Source organism: Paenibacillus silviterrae, assembly GCF_030167925.1.
Classification (GTDB): domain Bacteria; phylum Bacillota; class Bacilli; order Paenibacillales; family NBRC-103111; genus Paenibacillus_G; species Paenibacillus_G silviterrae.
Genome location: NZ_JASKUT010000001.1, coordinates 1,826,839 through 1,849,376 on the forward strand (window position 1 = coordinate 1,826,839; position 22,538 = coordinate 1,849,376).

21 protein-coding genes are annotated in these 22,538 nt (G+C 50.5%); 10 read left to right on the forward strand and 11 right to left on the reverse strand.

Annotation, left to right across the window (positions count from 1 at the left end):
* The first annotated feature begins 28 nt into the window (after nt 1-28).
* The 3 genes from QMO62_RS07940 (at nt 29) to QMO62_RS07950 (ending at nt 3,892) form a co-directional block, all read left to right on the forward strand.
* Nucleotides 29-943, forward strand: coding sequence for a helix-turn-helix transcriptional regulator (locus QMO62_RS07940; RefSeq protein WP_284644891.1), 915 nt, complete (start codon nt 29-31; stop codon nt 941-943).
* 116 nt (nt 944-1,059) lie between these two features.
* Complete coding sequence (locus QMO62_RS07945; RefSeq protein WP_284644892.1) at nt 1,060-3,183, forward strand: sensor histidine kinase; 2,124 nt, start codon at nt 1,060-1,062, stop codon at nt 3,181-3,183.
* Nucleotide 3,184: 1 nt separating this feature from the next.
* Complete coding sequence (locus tag QMO62_RS07950) at nt 3,185-3,892, forward strand: response regulator transcription factor (protein ID WP_284640088.1); 708 nt, start codon at nt 3,185-3,187, stop codon at nt 3,890-3,892.
* Between the two features lie 59 nt (nt 3,893-3,951).
* Here the strand turns inward: QMO62_RS07950 and QMO62_RS07955 are convergent, their stop codons facing one another.
* Complete coding sequence (locus QMO62_RS07955) at nt 3,952-4,110, reverse strand: hypothetical protein (protein WP_284640090.1); 159 nt, start codon at nt 4,108-4,110, stop codon at nt 3,952-3,954.
* Nucleotides 4,111-4,255: 145 nt separating this feature from the next.
* Between QMO62_RS07955 and QMO62_RS07960 the strand changes: the two genes are divergently transcribed.
* Nucleotides 4,256-5,032, forward strand: coding sequence for a peptidylprolyl isomerase (locus QMO62_RS07960; RefSeq protein ID WP_284640092.1), 777 nt, complete (start codon nt 4,256-4,258; stop codon nt 5,030-5,032).
* Between the two features lie 29 nt (nt 5,033-5,061).
* Nucleotides 5,062-8,115 carry a peptidase domain-containing ABC transporter gene (locus tag QMO62_RS07965; protein WP_284640094.1) on the forward strand — a complete coding sequence of 1,018 codons (3,054 nt, stop codon included), beginning with the start codon at nt 5,062-5,064 and terminating at the stop codon, nt 8,113-8,115.
* A 115-nt stretch (nt 8,116-8,230) separates the two neighbouring features.
* On the opposite strand, the gene QMO62_RS07970 is transcribed toward QMO62_RS07965, so the two are convergent.
* From QMO62_RS07970 to QMO62_RS07990, 5 genes are all read right to left on the reverse strand, one after another.
* Nucleotides 8,231-9,214 carry an NAD-dependent epimerase/dehydratase family protein gene (locus QMO62_RS07970; protein WP_284640096.1) on the reverse strand — a complete coding sequence of 328 codons (984 nt, stop codon included), beginning with the start codon at nt 9,212-9,214 and terminating at the stop codon, nt 8,231-8,233.
* 124 nt (nt 9,215-9,338) lie between these two features.
* Nucleotides 9,339-10,535, reverse strand: a complete 1,197-nt coding sequence (locus tag QMO62_RS07975) for an MFS transporter (RefSeq protein ID WP_284640098.1) — start codon at nt 10,533-10,535, stop codon at nt 9,339-9,341.
* On the reverse strand, nt 10,532-10,981 hold the full coding sequence (locus QMO62_RS07980; protein ID WP_284640100.1) for a MarR family winged helix-turn-helix transcriptional regulator: 450 nt from the start codon (nt 10,979-10,981) through the stop codon (nt 10,532-10,534). Before QMO62_RS07980 ends, QMO62_RS07975 begins: the two co-directional genes overlap by 4 nt.
* 116 nt (nt 10,982-11,097) lie before the next feature.
* Entirely contained in the window at nt 11,098-12,198 is a 1,101-nt protein-coding gene (locus QMO62_RS07985; RefSeq protein ID WP_284640102.1) for a winged helix DNA-binding domain-containing protein, read from the reverse strand.
* A 95-nt stretch (nt 12,199-12,293) separates the two neighbouring features.
* On the reverse strand, nt 12,294-12,662 hold the full coding sequence (locus tag QMO62_RS07990) for a YidH family protein (protein ID WP_284640104.1): 369 nt from the start codon (nt 12,660-12,662) through the stop codon (nt 12,294-12,296).
* Between the two features lie 242 nt (nt 12,663-12,904).
* On the opposite strand from QMO62_RS07990, the gene QMO62_RS07995 reads away from it, so the two are divergent.
* The 3 genes from QMO62_RS07995 to QMO62_RS08005 all read left to right on the forward strand — a co-directional run bounded on the left by QMO62_RS07995 (nt 12,905) and on the right by QMO62_RS08005 (nt 14,083).
* Nucleotides 12,905-13,108 (forward strand): cold-shock protein, encoded by a 204-nt coding sequence (locus QMO62_RS07995; protein ID WP_284640106.1) that lies wholly within the window; start codon nt 12,905-12,907, stop codon nt 13,106-13,108.
* Between the two features lie 76 nt (nt 13,109-13,184).
* On the forward strand, nt 13,185-13,451 hold the full coding sequence (locus QMO62_RS08000) for a cold-shock protein (protein ID WP_284640108.1): 267 nt from the start codon (nt 13,185-13,187) through the stop codon (nt 13,449-13,451).
* Nucleotides 13,452-13,870: 419 nt separating this feature from the next.
* Nucleotides 13,871-14,083 (forward strand): hypothetical protein, encoded by a 213-nt coding sequence (locus tag QMO62_RS08005; protein ID WP_284640110.1) that lies wholly within the window; start codon nt 13,871-13,873, stop codon nt 14,081-14,083.
* Nucleotides 14,084-14,193: 110 nt separating this feature from the next.
* Here the strand turns inward: QMO62_RS08005 and QMO62_RS08010 are convergent, their stop codons facing one another.
* The 5 genes from QMO62_RS08010 to glgB all read right to left on the reverse strand — a co-directional run bounded on the left by QMO62_RS08010 (nt 14,194) and on the right by glgB (nt 20,248).
* A complete protein-coding gene (locus tag QMO62_RS08010; protein WP_284640112.1) occupies nt 14,194-14,370 on the reverse strand; it encodes a hypothetical protein in 177 nt (58 codons plus the stop codon).
* A gap of 71 nt (nt 14,371-14,441) precedes the next feature.
* Nucleotides 14,442-15,869 carry a glycogen synthase GlgA gene (gene glgA, locus QMO62_RS08015; protein ID WP_284640114.1) on the reverse strand — a complete coding sequence of 476 codons (1,428 nt, stop codon included), beginning with the start codon at nt 15,867-15,869 and terminating at the stop codon, nt 14,442-14,444.
* A gap of 112 nt (nt 15,870-15,981) precedes the next feature.
* Nucleotides 15,982-17,091: a glucose-1-phosphate adenylyltransferase subunit GlgD gene (glgD, locus tag QMO62_RS08020; protein WP_284640116.1), complete on the reverse strand. Its 1,110-nt coding sequence runs from the start codon at nt 17,089-17,091 to the stop codon at nt 15,982-15,984.
* Between the two features lie 7 nt (nt 17,092-17,098).
* Nucleotides 17,099-18,259, reverse strand: coding sequence for a glucose-1-phosphate adenylyltransferase (locus tag QMO62_RS08025; RefSeq protein ID WP_284640117.1), 1,161 nt, complete (start codon nt 18,257-18,259; stop codon nt 17,099-17,101).
* A gap of 24 nt (nt 18,260-18,283) precedes the next feature.
* The gene (glgB, locus tag QMO62_RS08030) at nt 18,284-20,248 is read right to left on the reverse strand and encodes a 1,4-alpha-glucan branching protein GlgB (protein ID WP_372516661.1); all 1,965 of its coding nucleotides are present in this window, start codon (nt 20,246-20,248) and stop codon (nt 18,284-18,286) included.
* 181 nt (nt 20,249-20,429) lie between these two features.
* Between glgB and QMO62_RS08035 the strand changes: the two genes are divergently transcribed.
* Entirely contained in the window at nt 20,430-21,533 is a 1,104-nt protein-coding gene (locus QMO62_RS08035; protein ID WP_284640120.1) for a peptidylprolyl isomerase, read from the forward strand.
* Between the two features lie 138 nt (nt 21,534-21,671).
* Nucleotides 21,672-22,535, forward strand: a complete 864-nt coding sequence (locus QMO62_RS08040; protein ID WP_284644893.1) for a class I SAM-dependent methyltransferase — start codon at nt 21,672-21,674, stop codon at nt 22,533-22,535.
* Nucleotides 22,536-22,538 lie beyond the last annotated feature (3 nt).

Here is a 22,538-nt window from a genome sequence, read left to right on the forward strand (position 1 = left end):
GATGCAGAAGTCACAGCGATTGATCCTGATGATGATGAGAATTAATGCTAAAAAGTCATTTACTGTAAAGGAACTGGCGGATGAGTTTGGCCTCTCAACTCGAACCATCGCAAGAGACTTGCAAGAATTAGGGGAGCTCGGGGTTCCGATTTATTCCATCCAAGGTCGAGGCGGAGGATATCGGTTACTCCATGAAAGGCTTCTACCCCCGATCAGCTTCACTGAGAGTGAAGCTGTCGCCATTTTTTTTGCGTGCCGATCGCTGAAGTTTATCAGTGCGCTTCCTTTCGATGAAGGTGGGGATTCGGCACTTCACAAGTTCTATCATCATTTACCCGCCGATACAAAAAAACATATCGATCGCTTAGAGAATAGAATCATGATATGGAGTCCTTATCGATGGATGTCACCAGAAATACTTCAAACCTTGCTGAGTGCCATTATGATGCAGAAGGTAGTTTCGATCGAATATAAATCGAGTACCGGCGTCACCCGAAGGAATATACAGCCGATTGGTATTTACGCCAGCTCCGGATTTTGGTACTGTCCCTCCTTTTGCTTTCTGAAGGAAGATATCCGGCAATTCAGGGCCGATCGGATCTTGTCCGCTTCGTTCGACGAATCGGTTTCATGGAGAGAGGATATTAATCAATTGACATTACTGGACAAGCCGACAAAAACCCATCTGGAACAAACAGAGCTTCGATTTACTCTTACGATGAAGGGGGTATGGATATTGGAATCAGACCCTCGTTTCGCCCCTTTCATTAGACGTAATGAGGACGGGAGCGGTCACGCTGTATTGCATATTGCAGAAGAGGATCTGCAATTTTATGTGGATCAGCTTTGGAAAATGGCCGAGGATGCACAAATTGTAGGACCTGATGAAGCCATTATGCTCATGAAACAAAAGGTAGAAGCCGTTCAAAACTTGTATACATGAAAAAAATTGTCTCTCCTCTCCACTCCCCCCCAACTTTTGCTTAAATTCCATCTGGAATTCTCCGATAATACACCTGAAGATACGTCAAAATACATAGTAACTGGGGAGTGGACTTGATGAAATTCGCTGCCTGCTTACTGATAGGGCTCCTGATCGGGTGCAGTACACTTACATCAGCTTGGGCAACGTCACCCGAATACAACGCTGCTTCTAATAAACAAGATTTGCAGCAATGGCATCCAAGGGAAGACGGGAGCGTTTCCTTGAACGGACCTTGGGAGCTGTATTGGAACCGGCTTTTTGAGCCCGGTGATTTCACCGAGGGGGCGCCCGGGAATGCGTTGACCGTTACCATACCCGCCCAGTGGAAGTCTTATGAGAACAATGGACAAGCCTTATCCAATGAAGGCTATGCGACATATCGGATGCAATTCGTCGTATCCAGCGAGGTGGCAGGACAGCCGCTCGGTCTGTATTTTAATAACGTCGCCACAGCCTACCGGTTTTGGATCAACGGCGAGGGGGGGGACGGCAACGGGACGGTCGGCACTGATGCCAAGCACATGGTTCCGAGAAGCTACCCGAAGGTATACTTCTTTCAACCTCGACCCGGAGACAACGAAATCATAATCCAGGTGTCTAACTTTGCTCAGCGTACGGGAGGCATTTGGGAGAGCATCGAATTGGGAGATGCTGAAGACATTGCGGCGCTGCAAAGAAACCGGGTCATGCTCTGGACCTTTGGGACCGGGTGCTTGCTGCTCATGACCGTCTTCTCTGCCTTCCTCTTCTTATTCCGCAGGCAGGAGCGTGGCGCCTTATGGTTTGGACTTATATGTCTGGCCATCTGCATAAGGTCTTCTCTGCTTGGAGAATCGTTCATTTATGTATTGTTCCCAGGGCTTTCTTGGGAATGGGGAGTGAAGCTGGAATACCTGTCGGAAATCGTCACCATTATCAGCTTAGCGGCATTTGTGAATAAGCAGTATCCACAGGATGCGGTCCCTCGCATCTTTCTCCCGTTTGCCGTTGCTCTAGCCGGGTTTGGGGCCTTTGTGCTCGCAACGCCCGCTAAAGTATATACACAGCTCATGGTTCCCTACGTCATCGTGCTGCTGTTCCCTGTATTTCTTTACGTTATGTATGTCTACATTCGCGCTGCGTTTCGACGAAGAATCGGATCGCAGGCCAACATGCTGGGCTTTCTCGTATTCTTTCTCACCGTAATCCACGAGGTATTGTATTATACCGGTTACTTATCGAATGGGGGACTCGTGTCGTTCGGTCTGCTGTTCTTCCTCTTGACTCAGCTGCTTAACTTATCTTTGCTGTTCACAAGGGCTGTCACTCAGTCCGAAATGCTCTCGATGGAGCTGAACCAAGTGATTGCGTCGCAGGAAGAGACGATTCGGCAGCGAACCTCCTCCCTTCAGGCGCTCAATTTGCAGCTGGAGCAGGGAAATCTGGAATTGTGCCGCATCGAGCAAGCACGCAGCAAGCTGCTGGCAGAGGTTCATCATGACTTATCGACACCGATCACGGCTATCAAAGGCTATTCCAAGGCTATTAGCACGGAGGTCATTGCAGCGGAGGAAGCGCCGGCGTATGCCGGACGCATCTATGAGCGGAGTCTGCTGCTGGAACAGCTGATTGATAATGTTGTCGAGCTGAGCCAATTGAAATCAGGGGAAACACCGTTTCAGCTGGATGAAGTGCCGCTGCTTCCCTTTCTTCGCCAATTGTGTCAAAGATATGCTGCCGATACAATGGTAAGGGGGATCACTCTGACATGGGAAGAACACGATCTAACACTTCCCATGGAGCGAGAGCTCCTCGCTGCTTTGGATCGTTTCCGGTTCGAGCGGGTTTTTGCCAATCTCATTTCCAACGCGGTAAAATACACCCCGAATGACGGGCATATTCGGGTTTGGATCGAGTTCCGGATACCGGAAGGTTCGGATCACGGGCATGTTACGATCCATGTGAAGGATTCCGGTATTGGTATCCCGGAAGGCGAGCTCGAGCATATCTTCAAGCGCCGCTACCGGATTCCCGGCATCCGGCAGTCCACGACAGGAAGCGGCCTGGGGCTGGCCATCTGCACGGAGATCATAGCACGCCATCAAGGCGAAATCGGCGTCAGGAGCCATCCCGGCCAAGGAAGCGACTTCTTTATTTCCCTTCCGGCTAAGCTTGGAGATTCCTCGGCCAACACGGGGAAAAATACCGAAGGAGGATAACATGACCACGAGTATTCTGCTAATTGAAGACGACCCGGACATCTGTGAGCTAGTCGCCATCTATATGCGGAAGGAAGGGTTTCACGTGGATATTGCCCTAAGTGGGGAGCGAGGGCTGGAGCTGTTTGAACGATCGGCGGCGTACGACTTGATGATATCGGACATCATGCTGCCCGGAATGGACGGAATGAAGCTGGTCGAGTTGGTTCGCAGCCGCTCGGATCTTCCCATTATCTTCATTACCAGTAAAAAGGGGCCGCAAGACATCATAGCGGGATTACACGTCGGCGGAGATGATTATGTAACGAAGCCGTTTGAGCCGGAGGTGCTTGTTGCAAGGGTTCATGCTGCTCTCCGACGCTATCGTTCTGCCGACCAGAAGCCCCCTGTCGGGAACAGCTCGGATGTATGGACGGATGGATGGCTTACCGTGCATAAGCAGCAGTTGAAGGTGCTTGTGAATGGTAAGTCGATCACATTGCCCGCCAAAGAGCTTCAGCTACTACTTCTTCTATTGGAGCATCCGAAACAGGTCTTTAGTGTAAGCAGGCTCTACGAGAGGATCTGGAGCTTGAACGGAATGAGCGACGAACGGACCGTCATGGTTCATATCCACCATCTCCGCCGAAAAATTGAAAAGGACCCCGCAAGCCCCCAATATATATTGACGATCCGCGGCTTTGGTTACAAATTCGGCATCGAATCGTAAAGAAAGAGGAAAAGCCCCAAGGGAACATACATTCCGCTTGGGGCTTTTCTGCTGTACTGTTACGGACGAATCGTTACCTTTTTTATAATAGGTTTGGTGCTCGTGTGAAGGTCCCCGCCTTTAACGTCCTTCAGCTGTTCCGCGGAAACCTCCTGCGACAAATCCGTCAGCTCGACGGACTCCTTCTCATTCAGCTTGTTCTCATTATTTTCTGTCATCATAATTACCTCCATTTTCATGATGGCATCATTATACTTCCTCTAGTTTAAGTTTGGTTTAAGTCATAAAAAATAAAAGAATCGCTATAAATCCGCACTGCATGCTAGAATAAATACAAGAGCTGATGACGAGAGGAATGTAACTTTGGACACGGCAAACACATTTGCACTACGCATTAATCATAGAGCAATGACCCTGAAGCAGCTGCTTCAAAGGCTACGGATTGACGCCTCTCTGGCGGCGATCAGCCGCTGTAAGGAGGACTTGACGATAGAATGCTGGGCCGATACGCTTGGCCTTACTGCCGACACCGCCGCCCTGCAATCCGCGGTCAACCGGTTCCGCCGCGACAACGGGTTATTTACGACCGCTCAGACAAGCGAATGGCTGGAGCGAAGGTCGATGTCACTGGATGACCTTGTCGCATTGCAAAAGCCGCAGGTGCTTGGAGCAGCTTTAGCCCGGCACACCATATCCGATGAAGAGATTCATCGGCATTTTCTAGAAAATGCAAGCCGGTATGATCTCGCCGAGATTTCTATCATTGTCACGAGTGAACATGGCGTTGCACAGGAACTGCTGTTTCGGGTGGAAGAGGGCTCCGACTTTCATGCGCTGGCGCGCGAGTATTCCATAGATGCGGCAACGGCCAAAGCCGGGGGATACGTCGGTCTTGTCAGCCGCGAGGATGTCGAGCCGGAAACGGCGGCAGCCGTATTTAACACAGAACCGGGCTCCGTACTTGGCCCGTTCGAACGGAAACGCGGGCACATCGTTCTGCTGGTTGAAGAGCTTTATCCGGCCGAGCTGAACGAGGCTCTCAAAGAAAGGATCAGAGAAGAGCTTTTTCAATATAAGCTGGAAGCATATCAGCGTACACTCGAAATACATGAAGATCTATGGAGCTTAGGTGAGGGATGAAGCTTGTGAACGGAAACGGCCTACATTATTTGCATCACATTCCCCTATTCGATGTATTTACTACGGAAGAGAAGCTTCTTCTTGCCGAGCAGTTTGAGCCGCAGACGTTTTCCATGGGGCAAATGATAGTGGACCAAGCTAGTCCCGCGGATTCCTTTTATATCATCGTGAGCGGCAAAGCTAGAAAAATAGGATTCTCCGCTGCAGGGCGGGAAACGAATCTCGGTTTGCTGCTGCCAGGGGAGCATTTCGGTGAGCACAGCCTGCTGGACGGGGAGTCGGCCCCCCCTATTACGATCCGTGCATCCACGGCACTGGAAGTACTGCGCCTCGGTCGCCGTCAGTTTCAGGACATGGTTGCCCAGCACCCTGCCATAGATAATTATTTCAGGCAGTTTATTTCCTCGGATGTCATCCGTACATTTTTGAAAAACAACACGGTGCTTACCCATGTCGACCATGCCGCACTACGTTCGCTGCTCGACCTGCTGGAGGTTCGCATTTACGAACCAGGCTCTTGTCTTGTCAACGAGGGAGAGATCGGCGACGCATTTTATATCGTCAAGACCGGCTCCGCGCTTGTGGAGAAGGGGCCTGAGGCTGCCATAGTCAACCGGCTTTATCCCGGAGATTTTTTTGGCGAATTGGCGCTGCTTACCGGAGAACCGCGCAAGGCGACGATTCGTGCCGCAGAGACTGTGACCGCCTTCCGTCTGTCCAAGACGGATTTCGATGAGCTGATCCAGAAGTATCCCGTCATCCTGGAATCGATCCGCCGGATCTCCGCCCACTATACTGCCCAAGCGATGGTGATGGTTGAGGCCCCGGAGGAGGCTGAACCGGCAGCTGCACTGCAGAGTGATTTGCATCCTTCCGACGAATCGGCACCATCCATCTCGCGTACCGCTAAGCTTTGGAATTCCTGGAGGTCTTGGAAATGGCGACGCCGATTCCCTGTGCTGATGCAGCAGAGCGAGATGGATTGCGGCCCCACATGTTTAACCATGATCTCCCGTTATTACGGATTGAACGCCAGCGTAAACCGGATGCGAGAACGCTGCAATGTAGGAGCCGAAGGAACCTCCATGCTCGGGCTGATCGAAACCCTTGAGTCTCTCGGATTCTCGGCCAAAGGGCTGAATACGACAAGCAGCCTTCTGAACGAGCTGCCGACGCCTTTCATCGCGCATTGGAATGGCAATCACTACATTGTCGTGTACGAGGTCGGAAAGGACGGGGTCATTGTCGCGGACCCGGCACTCGGGTATATCGATACCGTCCCGTTCGATACTTTTCGTAATCATTGGTCCGGTTATGTTATCACGATGCAGCCCGCCGGTCCTCTTGCTTTGCTGAATGACAGGGAAGTACTGTGGAAAAGGTATCTAGACTATATTCAGCCTTCCAAGAAGCTGCTCTTGTCCGCTTTAGGCTTATCCGTCATGATCGAGCTGGTCTTTCTTATTTTTCCGGTAATGACACAACAAATTTTCGACCGTGTATTGGACACGGCGAATTGGTCTCTGCTCCATATTCTTGTCGTCGCCATGCTTGCGCTAGTCTGCTTCAATACCGCTAGTATCGCCATTCGGCAAAAGCTGATCGGACGTCTTGCCCAAGCGATCGATCACTCCATGCTGGACAGCTTCTACCGTCAGCTGTTTCGCCTGCCCTATTCGTACTTTACGAAACGAACGTCAGGGGACATCCTGACACGAGTCTACGAGAACGAAAAGATACGCAGATTAATGACCGACAGTGCCATAGAGCTGCTGCTTGATATTTTGACCCTGCTCGTTTATGGAGGACTGATGGCTTATTACCATCTAGGTCTTGCTCTCATCTCCTTCACTCTTATGCCGCTATATATCGGCCTCTATGCGTACCTGCTGCCAAAGATGCGCCGCAATGTTCGTAAACAGCTCATTGCCGAGGGAGAATCCCAGACGCAGATCGTCGAGGCAGTTCAAGCCATCGCTACCGTTAAAGGCTTATCTATGGAGCGTGCCATCCGTGGCAAGCTGCTAAACAAGCTAAGCCGATTACTGGCGCTGCGACTGGAAGGCAATCGGCTTGAGGCTGCCGCCAAGGCTGCGGCATCGGGCTTGCGATCCATAAGCCAGGTGGCCTTGCTGTATTTTGGCTCCACCTTCGTTCTGGAAGGGCAGCTGAGCGTTGGTGAGCTTGTTGCTTACACCGTGCTCTTCACTTCTTTTTTGTTCGCACTGGAAATGATCTCGCAGCGAAGCGGAGAGCTCTCGGAGGCACGCATTTCCATGGAGCGGCTCAACGATGTATATGAATCCACTCCGGAGCACCCTGAGCCGGGTAAAATGCGAATGCTTCCGTCCATTCAAGGTCATATCCTTTTTGAGAAGGTTTCGTTCCAATATTACCGCGGAGGGAAGATGATCCTTCAAAATCTGGACCTGGAGCTGCAACCCGGGCAAACGGTAGCTCTAATCGGACGAAGCGGCTCGGGCAAATCGACCATAGCCAATTTACTGCTCAGGCTTCTGGAGCCGTCAAGCGGAGCCATCTATATTGACGGCTACCCCCTGCGGGAGGTGCATGCTGCCTCGATTCGCAAACAGGTCGGCGTCGTGCAGCAGGAGACGATGCTGTTCCGAGGCTCGGTTCGCGACAATATCGGCTTGAGCAGCGAGAACGTCACCATGGAGGAGATCGAGCGTGCAGCCCGTCTTGCCGGTGCCCATGAGTTTATCGAAGCGCTGCCGCTCGGCTATGATACAATGATTGGCGAAGGGGGCATCCGCTTGTCCGGAGGACAGCGCCAGCGGATTGTCATAGCGCGTGCACTCATTAATAATCCGCGGATCCTCATCTTCGATGAAGCGACAAGCGCCCTGGATACCGAATCGGAGCGAATTATCCAGCAGAATATGGGCGAGATGCTGCAAGGAAGAACGACGCTGATTATCGCGCACCGGCTCAGCACGATACGCCACGCGGACCTGATTGTCGTGCTGGACCAAGGCGCCGTTGTCGAGAGCGGCACGCATGATCAGCTTCTTCTGCAGAAGGGTATCTATCATTACCTGCTCCAGCAGCAGTCCTTATAATCCGATCGAGCTGAAGAAATGCCCTCCTTCTTTTCCCTGCAGCCACCTCACCAATACATCCTCCAGCATGATAACCATAACGGAGGATGTATATCTGTTGTTATTGATTAATCAATCACTTTTTTTCCTTCTGAGCCTGCATTAGCGTACGAATCGTTTCCGTAATCCCCTCTTGAAAGCCAGTTGACGGTATCGGACCGATCTGACGTTGGTACTTCTCTCCACTCAGTATCAGAGGCTCTTCCGTTAAATACAACATCTCCACAATTTCTTTCATTACCGGTACAAATAGTCCGAGTAATGACAAGCTTACTCTGCCAAGTGAAATGACGGGTTTGCTTTTCCCACTGGCCGCTCTCGCGATGCGAACAATGTCATGGCCAGAGATGATCCCTGTTCCCGGAATGTTCCAATTTTGTCCATATGTGCTTTCACGCCAGGCAAGCTCGACGATCATCTTAGCGGCGTCCGGCAAGTAAACATACTCCCTAGGGATGTGCATGTTCCCGATAAAAAAAGCCATTTTACCGGCTGCAATGGCCTCAAGAGTCGAACCGAGATAGGAAGCTTCATTGGCAGTAGGGCCATAATAATCAGGCAGTCGGACAATCAAACGCTGCACATTATCCCAGCGGTGACTAAATATCATTTGTTCGAATGCCAGTCGTGTCTTTCCTTTCTTGGTATGCGGCTGCTTCGGATGTTCCTCGGTTACTCTTTCCATCCTCTTTCTCCCGTAGGGATAGATTCCGTCAACGGCAACTACTTTCAAGCCCCTCTGTTTGGCCGCTTCCATAACCGCTTCTCCCAAAGGGATCAGCTTACTGACCATTTCATGGTAAGGTACGTTCGCGCAATGAAACAACACTTCTGCTCCTTCCGATGCCGAGAAAATGTCTTCTGACCGAAAAGCGTCGCCTACGTATAGTGTCAAATGCTTAGGATTTCCAAGCCGCATGGCAAGCTGTTCGAGCTTCGCCTTAGAACGGCCGAAAATGACCGTATTCACTCCCCGTTTGATCAGTTCCTCTGTAATTACCGAACCCGTTCCGCCTGTTGCACCTAACACCAATGCTTTATTCAATGATCTCATCCCCATTTCACTTTAGTTAGTGATTAATCAATCAATTATTGATGTTATTATATGGCATAGTTAGTGATTGGTCAATAACTAATCTGCAAAAAAAGGAGACGCACTTTCATTGCATCTCTCTTGGAATCTCTTATTCCGTCAACGCTGCCGGAACGATCTGCTTACGGTGATGCAAAACGTAGTACAATGCGGCAGAGCATGCAACGACCAGTCCTGCTACGAAATACATCGTATGGTAATTGGTGCGGTCAGCCACGACTCCCAGCACATAAGAGCCAAGTCCATATCCGAGGTCGAACAGCAGGAAATATGTTCCTGTAGCCAGTCCTCTTCGATGGAGCGGTGCAGCTTGGATCGCTATCGTTTGAAAGCTCGGGAGCAGCGCACCGAAGCCCAGTCCCAGCATAGCGGCAGCTGTGAAGAAGATAGCGGCGGAATTAGCGAAGCTCAAGGTGATCATCCCCGCAGTAAACAGCAATACTCCCGGGTACACTAGCGTATTCGGTCCGGAGCGGTCGAACCATTTGCCGGTGAACGGTCTGGAAATGACGATCATTGCCGCGAACACCATAAAGAAAAAGCTGGCGTGCTTCCCAAGCCCGATGGCCTTCGCATAGACAGATAAGAATGTGGTGATAGCCCCGTACGAAAATGCCAGAAAGCTCCCCGTCACCGAGATCGGCAGCGCCTTAGGCTCAATATACCTTCTCCAGCCCTTCACCGCCGGCTGCGCAGCCTTCACTGATTTGGCTTTATGGGGAATTCGTATCATCACCCCGCAGCACAAGGCCATAAGTCCAAAGGTTATGCAAACGATAAACAGAACCCAATGGCTCGAGTAAGTAATGATCGTTAAGCCTAAGAAAGGTCCCACAACCATGGCCAAGCTCATAAATAAGCTGAAATAGCCAACCCCTTCGCCCTTGCGGTTCTCGGGTACAAGCTCGACGGCAATGGCACCAGTAGCTGTCGCCGCAATTCCGAACGAGATGCCGTGTACAAACCGAAGCAGCAGGAGAGGCAAATAGCCTTCCGTGTACATATATGCTGCGGTACAAGCCGAAAACAGCAGCAATCCGAATAAGAGAATCCATCTAGGTTGATATTGATCAAGCCACTTGCCGGTCAGCGGACGCAAAATAACTGTCGAAATAATAAATGAAGTCATGATTAAACCGACCTGCTGCTGTCCTCCGTGCATTGTTTCGGTTACAAAGACAGGGAGCGTCACAGCAAGAATATAAAACGTCATAAACAAAAAAAAGCTGCTGAAGCAGACAGCAACAAAATTACGATTCCATAGCTTAGGTTCACCTGCGGTATTCACTCAGCTTCCTCCCGTTCTCGGATGTCTTGGTTCGTATTTTGGGTCATTTGGATCAATAACTCCCGCAGGATGTGAATCTGCTCCTCAGTAAAACCTCGCATAACGGAGGAAATGACTCGCTGCTCAATCGGAACAAGCGTCTGGTCAAGCCCCCTGCCTTTGTCTGTAATGTACGTAAGAAAGGAACGCCGGTCCGACGCATTCGCTCTCCGTTCAATCAAACCTTTGCGCTGAAGATGATCCAGTATTCTGGTTATATTCGTCTGATCCTTCTCCGTTCGGCGGGCTAGCTCCTTCTGGCTGATCCCATCCTGCTCGGCTAGCCGATGAAGGACGGTCCATTGCTCGGTTGTAATATCATAAGCCTGAAAATGCAGGGTCAACAGCTGGCTCATTCTCCGTCCTGCATGATTGATAAGAAACCCGAACGAATCCTCCAGCTTCAAGTAAAATGACCTCCCGGATTTAATTATTTGCTATAGCAATTATATACACAGCATCTATTATTGTCAAAGAATTAGATTCTCCCGAACTACCATTGTGTAAATTTTTCTTAATGCTGCTATGAGGATATCGAAAGGTCAAGCAATGGCATACCCATAAACGAACAATAGCGCCGGGCAGCCTCCTCGATGTCATTCTTCCTCTCCTTTTGAGGTATGAACAGGTCGATTTCCATATGTATGCCCTTGCTCTTCAACGTACGCTTCCATATTCCGCTGACTTGCCCATCGATGACAATTGTCGGCATAAACACGCCATTATTACCAGGCACCACACGCGGTGCAAACTCCGCCTCTAAGACGACATCGCGTTCCTTATAACCCAGGACATATTCATCAAATCCGGGGAGAAGGTGAACGGACGTCACTTGTCCTTCGTGCCCGGCAAATCCATCCGCCCTAACCCAATAAACCTGATTTTCCAACTCCATTGATTCTAATGAAAATGAAACGGCTTCCAAGCCCTTCCTGGCATCCGACAGGGTAATCCCTGCCCACCAGGCAAAATCCTGCACCGTTGCGGGACCGTGTCCATAGAAATAGCGTTCCGCCAGCAGGGCTAGCGCTTCTTCTCTCGAAAGGTCCCTACTTCTCGGTATCCATTCCTCCAACAAAACGAATGTTTGCTGCTTGCCTTCCTTGGGTCCCATGCAAATAAGTCCGCTCTGAGCGAAATACCATAACAGATGATAACCACGTTGATGGCTTGTGCCGATCCCTGAATATTCAAGCAGCTCCATTAACGCATCCCTGGTTAGGCGTTGGTTCCCTTGCAGCGCGTCGACTATAATATCCCGACTGCGTTCCACCATTTCCTTCGTGAGCCCCAGCTGCTCATGTCTTTTCTGTTCTCTAGCCTGCAGCCGCGGAGCGACCAGCTTTAACATCCATCGGACATCATCGGAGGATACCATATGTATCGTACCGCGCAGCAGCCATGTCAGGACCATCTTGCCCGCCGCAATGGCTTGCTCCACCTCGGTAACGGATGCGGACTGCAAACGAGATCCTACGGCCCAGAGTACCTGGTGGTAATCCTGTGCCTGCAACGCCCCCATATACTGAACAACCTGCTCCGGCTTCCCGAAAAAATCGCTTGCTATCCTTTGATGCAGCAGCCTTTGTCGTGCGATGTAATGCTTCGTCATAGTGATGGACATGAACAACCCTCGTATTCAAATAAAAATGAAGTAATATGAATAATCAGCTTTATCTGTTAAAAGTATATACGAAAATGGCAATCGTTACTAACGAATCAATACATCAATAAAATGATAACCAGCGCTAACAGAAACATGTCCATGAGTCCTAAGCTGGCAAACGTAACCCATACGGAAACCCTTGGAGAACGGAACGTTTCTTGATTAATTCCTTTCTGCTTGACCATATAATCTCTGGTGGCACATGTCATAATGATCGCTCCAAACAAAACCGCCCCCACCCCTATTATGGCTGCGATCCAGCGCCCGATATGCTCGAAGGACGTCGCTCGGAAGACCACACCGGCCGCTAGAAAGCCTAGCCCAACGATAGCAATGCCGGTACGCACCCAAGCCAAGTAGGTTCGTTCGTTGGCAAGATGCTGTTGAATATATCGGGAGTCCGCTGTTTTGTTATCATTCAAAAGGGATCCCTCCAATCAGCGTAATGAGACATTCGTTATTATTCCTTGATTAAACGTTTGTAACCGACACACTTGCATTTATCCTTTTTTTGTAGTAAGATATAGTTAATTATTCAAATGGAAACCAATTCACATATTGAAAAAGGTCTCATTTTTATGATGGTACTTTTTTCAATGTGTGAATTTTTTTGTTTTTAAGGAAAATGAACATGTTAAAAAAAATTATTGGAGGTAATCACACTATGCAAACAGGTACAGTGAAATGGTTTAACGCAGAGAAAGGCTTTGGCTTCATCGAAAGCGAAGGCGGCGGCGACGTGTTCGTACACTTCAGCGCCATTCAGGAAGAAGGCTTCAAGTCTTTGGATGAAGGTCAACGCGTACAATTCAATGTAGTTCAAGGCAATCGTGGACCACAAGCCGAGAACGTAACTAAAATTTACTAAGCTGGAAACGAAAGCTGCTCCTGAACAACCTTCGGGAGCAGCTTTTTTTCATATCAAACCATTGGGGGGATTTACAATGTATTTAAACTTTCGCAACAAGCATATCGAGGAACTCCCGAAAGAAGATACGGCAGTATGGTCCTGCACCAAGGAAGATTGCAAAGGCTGGATGCGTGATAATTTTGCCTTCGCACGAGAGCCGATTTGTGGTATCTGTGCATCCCCGATGACGAGTGAGATGAAAATGCTGCCTTTGCTGATCAATTCAAACAACGATTTGAAGGCGATCAAGAGAGGCGTGGAGATTACGAAAACAGGCCTATCCACTTCCCCGGTTCTGTAATAAGCAATAACAAAAAAGACCACCCTTACCGGCGCTCCTCGCTCGGCGGATGGTCTTTACCTTCTACTTGAATCCGAACCTCAAATTCCAACAACTAACCACTTACACAAACCTTAACTGCAAACCTTGAAACACCTAAAACAACGAAAGCCCTGCCTCTCTTCCATCCTTGCGGCTCCGAAGACCGCGCCAGTGAGAATCGGGTTGATCCAAAACAAAAACAGATAAGTCTAAGCTATATGTGATACGGCTGGACACCCAGCGCATGCTTTTCAAGTAGATATTTTATTATACCACGAATGAAAAATAATAGCAATAGTTCATTTTTTAAACATAATCACTGCGCTGCGGGCATACATATAATTTTGTGTCCAAAAAAAGCAAGTCCTTACTAATGAAAGGATCGGTGAAGAAGTTTTATGTGGGAAAGCGTATTGAAAAAGCAGCAATTGGAGATTCATGTAAATTCGAATGACAAATCGATTCGGTTCCAGGTTGCCTCCTCCGACTCGGAAGGGAACCCGGTTCAGCTGGAGCTCAATCAATCCGAGCTGTTCGAGCTGATGCACACCTTTTTGCATATTAACCGATCGTTTAATAAAGAGACCATGTATTATGAAGAGGTCGGCTAACGACCCCTTCAGCTTGGCCTTCAACCGTCAGGGAGTTCCCTGACGGCCTCAGCCTAGGTTTCCCGCTCACGGGTCTTCAATGAAAGCGGCAGCTCCATGTGTCTCCCCTACTATTCTGCGGCTTCCCATTCAATCTGGAGGCTGCGGGCAGCCCAATCCCTTACCAGAATCTCGATGGCGCCCTCCTTCTCTTCCTCCGTAAGCTCCTCCATTTTATAATCGTCAATTTCGATGGTTGCTTCCTTTAGTAACTCGCCGAGCACGGACAATCGGATGTTTACCTTCATAATGCCGTCTTCCTCCTCTGAATGGGGAAAACCAATACCCGTAGGAGGATATTGGTTTCCCGCTAACTGTGTTATGTTGTCAGCTGCTCATATAATCCGGCATATTGCTGAGCCGACTTGCGCCAGCTGAAATCTTTTTTCTTCATATTCGCAAGCAAGCTCGACCAAGCGTCCGGCTGCTTGTACAGCTGAATGGCGCGCTCTATCGTGAACAGCATGTCATGGGCGTTATAATGGGCGAAGCTGAAGCCGGTCCCCTCTCCGGTTACCTCATTGTAAGGCTGTACCGTATCCTTCAAGCCGCCCGTTTCCCGGACAATGGGGACGGTGCGGTAACGCATCGCGATCAGCTGGCCGATGCCGCAAGGCTCGAACAGCGACGGCATAAGGAACAGATCGGAGCCGGCATAAATTTGTCTCGCCAGAGCCTCATCGAACAAGATGTTCGCTGACAGCTTGTCCGGGTATTCGGAAGCGGCCCAGCGGAACAGCTGCTCGAAGCGCTCTTCTCCCGTCCCGAGAATGACGAACTGGGCATCCAAGCTGAGCAGCTCAGCAATCACGCGGTCGATCAAATCGAGCCCTTTTTGATCGACAAGCCTCGTCACGAGGGAGATCACCGGCGTTTCCTTCGATATCGGCAAACCGAGCCGCTCCTGAAGCTTCAGCTTATTCTGCAGCTTCTTGGAGAGGGAATCCCGATAGTTCACCTCAATCCTGGGATCTGTCATCGGATCGAATTCATCATAATCGATGCCGTTAATAATACCGCTCAGACGATAGCTTTGGCTGCGCAGCAGGCTGTCCAAATTTTCCCCGTAATACGGTGTTTGGATCTCCTCCGCATAGGTAGGACTCACCGTAGTTATGAGATCGGAATACAGCAAGCCCCCCTTCAGGAAGCTGGCGCCCCCATGCTGCTCCAAGGCATAGCCGTGCAAATGCTCGTCCCCTAACGAGAAATAATCCTTGAACTGCTCCTTGCCGAAAACGCCTTGATACTTCAAATTATGTACGGTCATGATCGTCTTTACATGCTGGAATGCCGTCTGATGGCTAAAATGCGCTTTATACAGTACGGGGATCATGCCAGCCTGCCAATCGTGGCAGTGGATGACATCCGGCATATAATCGATGTGCAGCAGCGAATCGAGTACGGCCCGGCAGTAGAAGGCGAATCGTTCCGCGTCGTCCCCGTACCCGTAACAGCCCTTGCGGCGGAAATAAAATTCATTGTCGAGGAAATAAAAGGTGATGCCTTCCCATTCCAGCCGGAATACCCCGCAATACAGCGAGCGCCAGCCCATCTGCACTTGGAAGGAGGTGATCGGCTCCATCAACTCCACAAACCGCTCCGGGATGTCTTCGTACTTCGGAAGCATGACGCGCACATCCAGCCCCTGCTTCACCAGCTCTTTGGGGAGCGAGCCGATAACATCGGCAAGTCCTCCCGTTTTCACAAAAGGTACTGCTTCTGACGCGGCAAATAACACTTTCATGGCTTCCTACCACTCCTTTATATTTGTACGCGGCGCGTAAAAAAAGGGGGTCTCCTGCTGCCGAACCGGCTGTCTCACTCGGATAGAGACACCCTTCACGCCGTGCCGATTTTTAAATGACCTTGGTCTTGGAAGCGATAAACGGTGCTTGCTTGTCACCCGTGAGCACTCGCCCTCTGCTGATGAACACGTCTTTATCCAGGATGGCATTCTCGATGATGACATTTTCTTCGATTTCGCAGTTTTGCAGGATAATGCTGTTTTTGACATAGGCGCCCTTGCGTATTTTCACTCCGCGGAACAGGATGCTGTTCTCGACCTTGCCCTCGATGACACATCCGTTGGCGATAAGAGAATTCCTCGCGTTCGCATTCTCCGAGTATCGTGCCGGAGGCTCATCCTTGACCTTGGTATAGATCAAATTTTTCTGGAAGAACAGCTCCCGCCAAATCTTAGGATTCAGCAGCTGCATGCTGTGTTTGTAGTAGCTTTGAATCGTATTTACAATGCCAGTATGGCCTTGATGGAGATAGCCGTAAACGCTGAGCCTGTCGATATTCTTCATAATGCCGTCACGCACCAGGTGATCGTAGCCCTGTGCCAGGCAGGACTCCACCATATCGAGCAGCAGCTCCTTGCTCATGACGTACATTTCCAGCGAAATGTTGTCCGTGCGCAGTCGTCCGGTTTGATCCTCGATTACCGTCACTAGGCCGTCATCCTTGACTGCCATCCGGCGAAATTTCGCGTATTCCTCCTCGTCCGCTTTCTTGTAGACGACGGTGACATCCGCATTTTTCTCCAAATGATAATCCAGCACCGCATTGTAATCGATATTGCAAATCATATGACTGCGGGAGATCACTACATACTCCTCGCGGCCGCGATAGAAGTAATCTCTATGGCTGTAGAATTGGAACAAATCACCGCGGGCCATTCCCGTCGTCTCATGCAGCACTGCAGGAAGCAGGAACAAGCCGCCGCGCTTACGGTCGAGGTCCCATTCCTTCCCGGACCCTAAGTGGTCCATGAGCGAACGATATTTATGTTGAGTGAACACCGCCACATTCTCGATACCGGAATTCACCATATTCGACAAAGCAAAATCGACCAAACGATAGCGGGAGCCGAACGGCACCGAGGCTACACATCGGGAATAAGTCAGTTCTTCCAATTCATCCGGCTCGTTCACCAGATTGATAACTCCCATAAGTCGCTTCATAAAGCACTCACCCTTTCGTGGACGCGGTCGCCGCTGAGATATGCTCGTTATTGCCGATCAGGACAATATCCTGATTTCCATCCGGTTCGCCGATGACACATCCGTCTTCCACGACCGTCCCTTCGCCGATGATGGCTTTATAGATTTGTACGTTCTCCCCGATGATAACACCCGGCATAATCACGGAATCCTTGATCAGGCTCCCCTCGCCTACCTGAACGCCATAGAACAAGACCGAATGCTCCACGGTGCCGGAAACCCAGCAGCCTTCGTTGATCAGAGAACGCTTGATTTGCGCGGTTGGAGCAATATACTGCCCCGGCTGGCAAGGATTGACGGAATAGATGCGCCATTCCTTATCGTTCAGGTTAAACTCCGGCTGCTCCTCCAGAAGATCCATGTTGGCATCCCATAAGCTCTGGATCGTACCGACGTCCTTCCAGTAGCCCTCGAACGGATATGCATACATGCCTTTATCTTCTCTAAGCATCCGCGGAATGAGATCCTTGCCGAAATCCTTGCTCGAATCCGGATCCGCTTCATCCTTGGTCAAGTATTCCTTCAGCATGTGCCAGTTGAATATATAAATCCCCATGGAGGCCAGATTGCTCTTGGGCTCCTTCGGCTTCTCTGCAAATTCAGTGATCCGGTTCTCATCGTCGATGCTCATGATGCCGAAGCGGCTTGCTTCGTCCCATTTTACCTCGATTACGGCAATGGTGGCATCCGCACCCTTACTTTTATGAAAGTCCAGCATCAGATCATAATCCATTTTATAAATATGGTCACCGGAGATGACCAGCACGTATTCCGGGTCAAACTGCTCAATAAATGAGATGTTGCGATAGATCGCATTGGCGGTACCCTTGTACCAGTCGCCGCCGCTCTGCTCCATGAACGGTGGAAGCACGGAGACGCCGCCGTTCTTTCGGTCCAGATCCCACGGGGTTCCGATACCGATATAATTATTCAATACAAGCGGCTGATATTGAGTCAATACACCTACGGTGTCAATGCCTGAGTTCGTGCAGTTGCTAAGGGTAAAATCAATGATTCGGTACTTGCCCCCAAAGTGGACGGCCGGCTTCGCCAGCTTGCTCGTTAGAGCCCCCAATCTTCGGCCTTCGCCGCCTGCTAGAAGCATCGCTACACATTCTTTACTGCGCATCGGCACTACCTCTCTCTCTTCTGGTTATTCGGCTTTTTTTCGGGGTCTTCCCCGTTTGGCAGTGCTGGTCGCGGATTCTCTTACCAGCTTCACCGGCTTGATCAGCACGGCAGCCAGCGGTGGTACGGCGATCGTCAGACTATACGGTTGGTTGTGCCACGGGATGGGCTCTGTTCCCAGCATGCCGCTGTTCAGCTTGCCGGAGCCGCCGTATTGGCCTGCATCGCTGTTAAAGCGCTCGACGTATTGGCCTTGTACAGGCACGCCGATACGATATTCCGAATGGTAAACAGGAGTGAAGTTGCACAGGATGATAAGGAAATCGTCAGAATCTTGTGATTTTCTCATGAAGGTGGTGATGCTCTGCTTGTTATCGTGCGGGTCGATCCAAGTAAAGCCGTCAGGTGAGTGGTCGAGCTGCCATAAGGCCTTCTCTTGCAAGTACATGTGGTTCAAATCGTGGACGTAGCGCTGCATGCTTCGATGACTGTCAAAGTCAAGCATTTCCCAATCAAGATCCTCAAGATCCTTCCATTCGTCAAATTGCCCGAATTCGCCGCCCATGAAAAGCAGCTTCTTCCCGGGATGCCCCATCATATAGCCGTAGAGCGTCCGCAGATTGGCGAACTTTTGCCAGTAGTCACCCGGCATTTTATTAAGAAGCGATTTCTTGCCGTGCACTACCTCATCATGCGATAAGGGTAACACGTAATTCTCGGAGTACGTATACATGAAGCTGAACGTAAGCAAATTGTGACTGCCCGGGCGGAAATACGGATCGGTCTCCATATACTTCAGCATATCGTTCATCCAGCCCATGTTCCATTTGTAGTTAAAACCAAGGCCTCCCTCATGGACCGGCGAGGTTACCAGGGGCCATGCCGTGGAATCCTCAGCCATCATCAGGGCATGAGGGAAATAACCGTAAACGGTCATATTCAGCTTCTTGATAAATTCAATGGCCTCGAGGTTGCTGTCGCCACCCAACCGGTTCGTGATCCACTCCTCCCGGGGCTTGCCGTAATTGAGATAGAGGATGCTGGCGACGGCATCAACGCGTAATCCGTCAATGTGGAACACTTCCATCCAGAACACGGCGTTGGAAATCAGGAAGCTGACAACCTCCGGTTTGGAAAAATCAAAGGAGAGTGTTCCCCAATCCTTCTTCTCCGCCCGAATCGGATCCTTGTATTCATACAAGGGCTCCCCGTCGAACTGGCGCAGGCCGTGCTCATCCTTTACAAAATGTCCCGGCACCCAGTCCATGATGACGCCGAGTCCTTCCTGATGGCATCGGTCTACGAAATACATGAAGTCCTTCGGTGACCCGAAACGGCTCGTCACGGAAAAATAGCCTGTTGCCTGGTACCCCCAGGAACGGTCGTACGGATGCTCGGCCAGCGGCATGAGCTCGATATGGGTGTAACCCATATCCTTGACGTACCGAACCAGTTCATCCGCGAGCTCCCTATACGTATAGTAGGCACCGTCCGGCCTCTTCTTCCAAGTCCCGAGATGCACCTCATAAATATTGAGAGGCTCGTTATAGACCGATTGCCTCTGCTTGTTCTCCTGCCAGGCTTGATCCTCCCAATCATATCCCTCCAAGGAATATACGCGGGACGCCGTTCCCGGCTTCAGCTCGGAATGAAAGGCGTAAGGGTCGGCCTTATACAGTGTCGTTCCGGTGGATGTCACAATTTCGTACTTGTAGTATTCTCCCTCCCGTACATGCGGGACAAAAAGCGACCAGACGCCCCAGGTACTGATCTTCTCCATACGGTGGCGGGTGCCGTCCCAGCAATTGAAATCTCCTACGACTCGAATGTCTCTTGCATGCGGTGCCCATACGGCAAATCGGACGCCCTTAACGCCTTCCGATTCCATGATATGCGCCCCGAGCATGCGGTAGCTTTGAAACAAGCTTCCCTCGTGGAACAAATACAAGTCTTCCGGACCGGGGATCAAGCTTTTCACGATTCGTGTCATCCCCCTTTACTTCAATTTTTCGGGCTCTACATAAAAACATACTACACGCAGGTGAGAAATCCTTTCTGCCCCTCCAAATTTTCGGTAAATCTTTGAAAACAAATTGTGCGTTTTCACAAAAAAGGATTTCCCCCTCGGATGTGGAATACTTCTACATACTCTGTCGAAAGGTTGGATAGGAATGATGAAGGATAAGTTTCAAGGGCTTGTGCTGGGGTTAACCTTAGGGCTTGCCATCAGCGGCTCCGTTGCCTACGCGAGTGGGACACAGATTGAAGTATATTTCCAAAACCTCAAATATATGTTTGACGGAATTGAGAAAAAACCGACGGCCGAGCAAGGCGCGGGCTTCATTTATAACGGCACCACATACGTGCCTCTGCGCTTCGTAAGTGAAGCTCTCGGCAAGGATGTGGCTTGGGACGGCGACACGGAAACCATTTACGTCGGGAAGAAAATCAATCCCGCTTCCGTTGCCGCTGAATATGAAGGCGGTCAGGTGACGATGGGAGAGCTGCTGAAATTTTTGAAATTCCGCAGCCTTCTGAATCCGCAGAACGTACAGTATGAAGAGGATCCGCAGTATCGAGAGTACATGCTGAATCAGTTGGTTGGATACACGATTTTGCATGGCAGAGCGAATGACACTGTGAAGGCTCAGCTGCCGGAAGCGGTCAGCAAGCAGCTGGAGCAAACGAAGCAAAGCTTGGTAGCCGCCGCTCCGGGCAAGGATTTCGCCGGGCTGCTGACGAAGAACGGACTGACGGACGAGGATTTCAACCGGTATATGGAGCTGCTGATCGCTTCGGATAAGACGATGCTGTCGGAGCTTGCAGCAACCTCCAAGGGAATTCAGAAGGCTTCCGTCCGCCATATTCTGATCGGCTTCCAGGACGAGCAAGGCAAGGAACGCACGAAGGAAGAAGCCTCCAAGAAGGCGCAGGAAATTCTTGCGAAGCTGAAGGCCGGTCAAGATTTCGCCGCGCTTGCCAAGCAGTACTCCGAGGACCCGGGCTCGAAGGACAACGGCGGCTTGTACGCCAATGCCGATGTCAACAATTGGGTAGAGCCGTTCAAGAAGGCTACTGTTGAACTGGAGCTGAACAAGATCAGCGAACTGGTCGAAACGGACTACGGCTACCACATCATCCGGGTGGAGAACCGCTCCGTGACGCCATTTGATAAGCTGGATACGTACGAACAGCATCAGCTCCTTAACGATGCCTTCGAGCATTTTATGCAGGTGGAAGTGCCGACGAAGATGAAGGCAACTCATTTGGAATAAGCGACTGGAGACCAAGCCGTGGGCTTGGTCTTTTGTTTTTACCGTACACCTTTGCAGCATTCTGGCATCCCTTGGGCAAGTAGTGTAAAATGTTGAAGATAATACGTGTATCCACAGATGAAGGAAGGTTCGGAGTCCATGTTTGCAGCTCAAGATTGGAAGGATTATGAATTGATTGATACCGGCGGCGGAGAGAAGCTGGAGCGCTGGGGGAACGTGGTGTTGCGCCGTCCCGACCCTTTGGTGATTTGGCCGATGGTGAAGGAAACGAATGCGTGGCGTCAAGCCGATGCCCATTATCACCGGAGCTCAAGCGGAGGGGGCAACTGGGAGTATAAGAAAAAGATCCCCGAGCGTTGGACAATTTCGTACCGGGACTTAAAGTTTCATATTAAGCCGACCGGCTTTAAGCATACGGGGCTGTTTCCCGAGCAGGCGATCAATTGGCAGTGGATGATGGACAAGATTGCGAATTCCGGCCGCCGGATTCGGGTGCTGAATCTGTTTGCCTACACCGGGGGTGCATCCGTAGCCTGTGCGTCCGCCGGAGCGGAGGTATGCCACGTCGACGCTTCGAAGGGCGTCGTTACTTGGGCGAAAGAAAACCTGCAGCTGTCAGGCCTCGGCGACCGCCCCGTCCGTTTCATCACAGACGATGTATTCAAGTTCGTACAGCGCGAGCAGCGCCGCGGCAGCAAGTATGATGCGATTATTATGGATCCTCCCTCCTACGGAAGAGGTCCGAACGGGGAAACCTGGAAGCTGGAGACAGATCTATATCCTTTCGTGGAATCCTGCGCGAGCATTCTGACGGATAAGCCTTTGTTCTTCCTGATCAACTCTTATACGACAGGAATATCCTCAACGGTATTGAAAAATATTTTGAGCATCTCGCTTGGCTCGAAGTTCGGCGGCTCCATTACCCATGGAGAGATCGGCCTGCCGATTACCGAATCCAAGCTCGCGCTGCCGTGCGGCATTCTGGGACGTTGGGAGGCGTAGCCG